Source organism: Aquiluna sp., from assembly GCF_965064355.1.
Genome location: NZ_CBCHRQ010000088.1, coordinates 1 through 4165, shown reverse-complemented (window position 1 = coordinate 4165; position 4165 = coordinate 1). Strand labels below are relative to the sequence as shown.

4 protein-coding genes, 1 tRNA gene and 1 pseudogene are annotated in these 4165 nt (G+C 53.6%); 4 read left to right on the top strand and 2 right to left on the bottom strand.

Features of this window, described 5'->3' with window-relative positions; translation table 11 throughout:
• A partial coding sequence (locus AC128V_RS06670) for a glutamate synthase subunit beta (protein ID WP_482763893.1) occupies positions 1–1272 on the top strand: 1272 nt, incomplete at its 5' end.
• Positions 1273–1298: 26 nt separating this feature from the next.
• Positions 1299–2741: a pyruvate kinase gene (pyk, locus tag AC128V_RS06665; RefSeq protein ID WP_482763892.1), complete on the top strand. Its 1443-nt coding sequence runs from the start codon at positions 1299–1301 to the stop codon at positions 2739–2741.
• A 50-nt stretch (positions 2742–2791) separates the two neighbouring features.
• Here pyk and AC128V_RS06660 read toward each other — a convergent pair.
• Positions 2792–2873: transfer RNA gene (locus AC128V_RS06660), tRNA-Leu, on the bottom strand.
• Between the two features lie 51 nt (positions 2874–2924).
• Here AC128V_RS06660 and AC128V_RS06655 point away from each other — a divergent pair.
• Positions 2925–3503, top strand: coding sequence for an ANTAR domain-containing response regulator (locus AC128V_RS06655; protein ID WP_482763891.1), 579 nt, complete (start codon positions 2925–2927; stop codon positions 3501–3503).
• Here the strand turns inward: AC128V_RS06655 and AC128V_RS06650 are convergent, their stop codons facing one another.
• Entirely contained in the window at positions 3504–3935 is a 432-nt protein-coding gene (locus AC128V_RS06650) for a PaaI family thioesterase (RefSeq protein WP_482763890.1), read from the bottom strand. It abuts the gene before it with no gap.
• Between the two features lie 33 nt (positions 3936–3968).
• On the opposite strand from AC128V_RS06650, the pseudogene AC128V_RS06645 reads away from it, so the two are divergent.
• Positions 3969–4165 (top strand): annotated as a pseudogene (locus AC128V_RS06645) (hypothetical protein); the annotation flags it as partial.

Genomic DNA, 4165 nt, shown 5'->3' with positions numbered 1-4165 from the left:
AACCTGATTCCGGAGTGGAACGACCTAACTCACCGCGGCAGAAACAAAGAGGCGATTGACCGGCTACACGCAACTAACAACTTCCCGGAGTTCACCGGAAGGCTGTGTCCTGCTCCCTGCGAGAGCTCCTGCGTTTTGGCTATCAACCAACCCGCAGTCACAATCAAGGAGATCGAAGTATCCATCATCGATGACGCCTTTGAGAATGGTTTTGTAACCCCGAGCATCCCGGAGCGCCTAACCGGCAAGACCATCGCGGTGGTTGGCTCTGGACCTGCTGGACTCGCTGCTGCTCAGCAGCTAACCAGAGCGGGTCACACCGTGGCGGTTTACGAACGCGATGACCGTATTGGCGGATTGCTGCGTTATGGCATTCCGGATTTCAAGATGGAAAAGCACCTCATTGATCGTCGCGTAGCGCAAATGGAAGCCGAAGGCACTCGCTTCCGGACCTCGGTCAATGTTGGTGTTGACATCACCTGGGATGAACTTCAGAAGCGCTATGACGCAGTTCTAATTGCAACCGGTGCAATGGTTCCTAGAGATCTCGCCGTCACTGGCAGGGAACTTGAAGGCGTTCACTTTGCGATGAATTATTTGGCACAGTCCAACAAGGTTGTTGCCGGCGATCAGGTCGAATCTCAGATCGATGCATCCGGAAAGCACGTAATCATCCTTGGCGGTGGAGATACCGGTGCAGACTGTCTTGGCACCTCAACACGTCAAGGCGCGCTGAGCGTCACCACTTTGGCAATCGGAACACAGCCTCCGCTAGAGCGCACCAGCGACCAGCCTTGGCCGATGATGCCGAACCTCTTTGAGGTTGCATCGGCTCACGAAGAGTTTGGTGAGCGCAAGTATCTGCACTCAACAGTTGAATTCGTTGGGGAGAACGGCGTTCTCAAGGGTGTCAAGGTAGCCGACACTGAATTCGTGGACGGCAAGCGAGTTCCTAAAGCTGGCACCGAGCGCATTTTACCTGCAGACCTAGTTTTCCTGGCACTTGGCTTTGTTGGGCCAGAGACCCAGGAACTATCCACACAGCTTTCGACCCCTATGGATTCAAGGGGAAATGTTGCTAGAGACGGCCGTTACAAGGTGGCAGATGGATTGTTTGCTGCAGGTGACGCCGGAAGAGGCCAAAGCCTGATAGTTTGGGCTATAGCCGAAGGTCGTGCCGCCGCTGCCGCGATTGACGAATATCTCGAAGGTGAGACAGGGCTTCCCTTCCCAGTGAAGCCAACTGATAGACCAATTTCGGTTTACAGCTAACCAATTGAAAAGGTAAGTAGTTATAAATGAGACGCGCCAAAATTGTGGCAACATTCGGTCCTGCTATTGCGGACTATGACAAGGCCAAAGCCGTTATCGAAGCGGGTGTTGACGTTGCTCGAATGAACCTGAGCCACGGCTCACACGAGGTTCACGAGGCTGTTTACGCATCCATTCGCAAGGCCGCTGCAGACGTAGGTAAGAGCGTCGGTATTTTGGTTGACCTACAGGGACCAAAGATCCGCCTAGGCCGCTTTGCCGAGGACAAGGTCAACTTGGTCAATGGTGCAGCCTTCAAGATCACCACCGACGAAATTCAGGGTGATGTGAACATTTGCTCCACCACCTATAAGGGTCTGCCCGGAGATGTAAAGCCTGGAGACCAGCTTTTGATTGACGATGGCCGCATTGGTCTGCGCGCAACCGCAGTGGACGCAACAACCGTCACCTGCGTGGTTGAAATTGGCGGACAGGTTTCCAACAACAAGGGAATCAACCTTCCCGGTGTTGCGGTAAACGTTCCTGCGCTGAGTGAAAAGGACGAGGACGACCTACGTTGGGCTCTAAAGCTTGGTGCCGACATGATCGCACTCAGCTTTGTGAGAAACGCCAAGGACATTGTTCGCGTTCACGAGATCATGGCCGAAGAGGGCCGCTTTGTCCCAACCATCGCAAAGATTGAGAAGCCACAGGCAGTTGAGAACCTTGAGGAAATCATTGATGCCTTTGATGGCGTGATGGTGGCTCGCGGTGACCTAGGTGTGGAGCTTCCTTTGGAACATGTTCCACTGGTTCAAAAGCGTGCCGTCGAACTAGCGCGTCGCTGGGCCAAGCCGGTGATCGTTGCCACTCAGATGCTTGAGACCATGATCAACGCATCACGCCCAACCCGCGCTGAGGCTTCTGACGTTGCGAATGCTGTGCTGGATGGCGCTGATGCGTTAATGCTTTCTGGCGAGACCTCGGTTGGCGAGTACCCAATTGAGACCGTTCAGACCATGGCTCGCATCATCGAGTCAACCGAAGAGAATGGCATGGATCGAATTCCTGCACTTGGCACCAAGCCTCACACTCACTCCGGTGCGGTTGTGCTTGCGGCTATGGAAATAGCTGAGCTTCTGGGGTCTAAATTCGTCTGCGTATTCACCGAATCTGGCGATACCCTCCGTCGTGTTTCACGCCTGCGCTCAGGTGTTCCGGTGCTGGCATTTACCCCTAGCGAGGAGGTGCGCCGCAAGCTTTCACTAGTTTGGGGAGCGACCACCTTCAAGGTGGAGAAGGTTAAGCACACCGACGAAATGATTCGCCAAGTCGACGAGATCGTGCTATCCAGCGGTAAATGCCGCGTGGGTGATGAGGTCGTGATCGTGTCCGGTTCCCCTCCAGGGATCCCTGGTTCGACCAACAGCCTGCGCGTTCACCGCGTAGGAGATGCCGTTCACCTTGCTGCACCTGGCTACGGCAACTAATAAGGGTTAAATAAAGAAAAGCGGTGGGAAACCACCGCTTTTGCTTTTTGTACCGAGAGTGGGACTCGAACCCACACGCCCAGAGGACATCGCATTTTGAGTGCGACGCGTCTACCATTCCGCCATCCCGGCAAGCTTGTAAATTCTAGTGGATGTTTGGACAGCTAGTTATAGGGTATTCCCATGGCAGATGCACTGAGAGTTGTAGTCGTTGAAGACGAAGGTCTTATTCGCATGGACGTGGTAGCTACGCTGCAGGAGGCCGGCTACGAAGTGGTCGGTGAAGGGGCAGATGGTGAAGAGGCAATCAAACTAGCAACCGAACTAGAGCCTGATCTTGTTGTGATGGACATCAAGATGCCAAAACTCGATGGCATTAGTGCCGCTGAGAAAATCGCAGAGCTGAAGATTCCCGTGGTGCTGCTGACCGCTTTTTCGCAATCAGATCTAGTTGCCAGGGCTGCCGAAGCTGGGGCTATGGCATTCGTAACGAAGCCCTTCAAGCCAAGTGATCTACTTCCTGCAATCCAGATTGCACTTAGTAGGCACGAGGAACTGGTATCACTAGAGGCCGAGATCGCAGATCTGAGCGATCGCCTTGAAACTAGAAAGCTTATGGACCGCGCCAAAGGCCTTTTGCAGAGCAAGATGAAGCTCAGTGAGCCAGAGTCTTTCCGCTGGATACAGAAGGCCTCTATGGACCGCAGGCTATCGATGGCCCAGGTCGCCAAAGCTGTCCTTGAACAGCTTGGAGATAAGTAGCTACTGGTCCTTTGGTCTTAGGTAGTTAGTAATACGAACCGTGGAGAGCAGTCGACCGGTTTCATCCGTCATTGTGATCTCATGACTTGTCAGTGTCTTACCCAGCTTGATTGCGACGCAGGTTCCGGTAACCAAACCTTCGGTAATAGATGCGTGGTGGGTGGCGTTTAGCTCGATGCCAACCGCATACCCCCATGGGTGAGCGTGGACGTTGGCCGCAAACGAACCCAGTGATTCGGCGAGTACGACGTGAGCTCCGCCGTGCAGTAATCCAATAGGTTGCGTATTTCCCGCTACCGGCATAGTGGCAACCGCACGGTCCGCACTGAGCTCAATTAGCTCAATACCCATCTTTTCAGCGAGTGAGCCAAGCCCGCGCTGCTTCATAAGCTCTAGTGCGCGATCTGAGGCTTTGATGGGTTGGTCGGACATAATTTGACTCCTTGGCGAAGTAGGCTAGCGGGCATGAGCGCTAGCGAAAAGCCTACCCTTTTACTTATTGACGGGCACTCGTTGGCATTTCGAGCCTTTTACGCGCTAAGCCCGGACAACTTCAAAAACGCGAGCGGTCAGCACACAAATGCAGTTCACGGTTTTATCTCGATGATGTTGAACCTTCTTGAGTTGGAAAAACCGACGCATCTTTGTGTTGCGTTCGATGT

Bases quoted from the DNA above. Each gene is read 5' to 3' on its own strand.
- pyk (WP_482763892.1), top strand. From the start codon at position 1,299: ATGAGACGCGCCAAAATTGTGGCAACATTCGGTCCTGCTATTGCGGAC.
- AC128V_RS06655 (WP_482763891.1), top strand. From the start codon at position 2,925: ATGGCAGATGCACTGAGAGTTGTAGTCGTTGAAGACGAAGGTCTTATT.
- AC128V_RS06650 (WP_482763890.1), bottom strand. From the start codon at position 3,935: ATGTCCGACCAACCCATCAAAGCCTCAGATCGCGCACTAGAGCTTATG.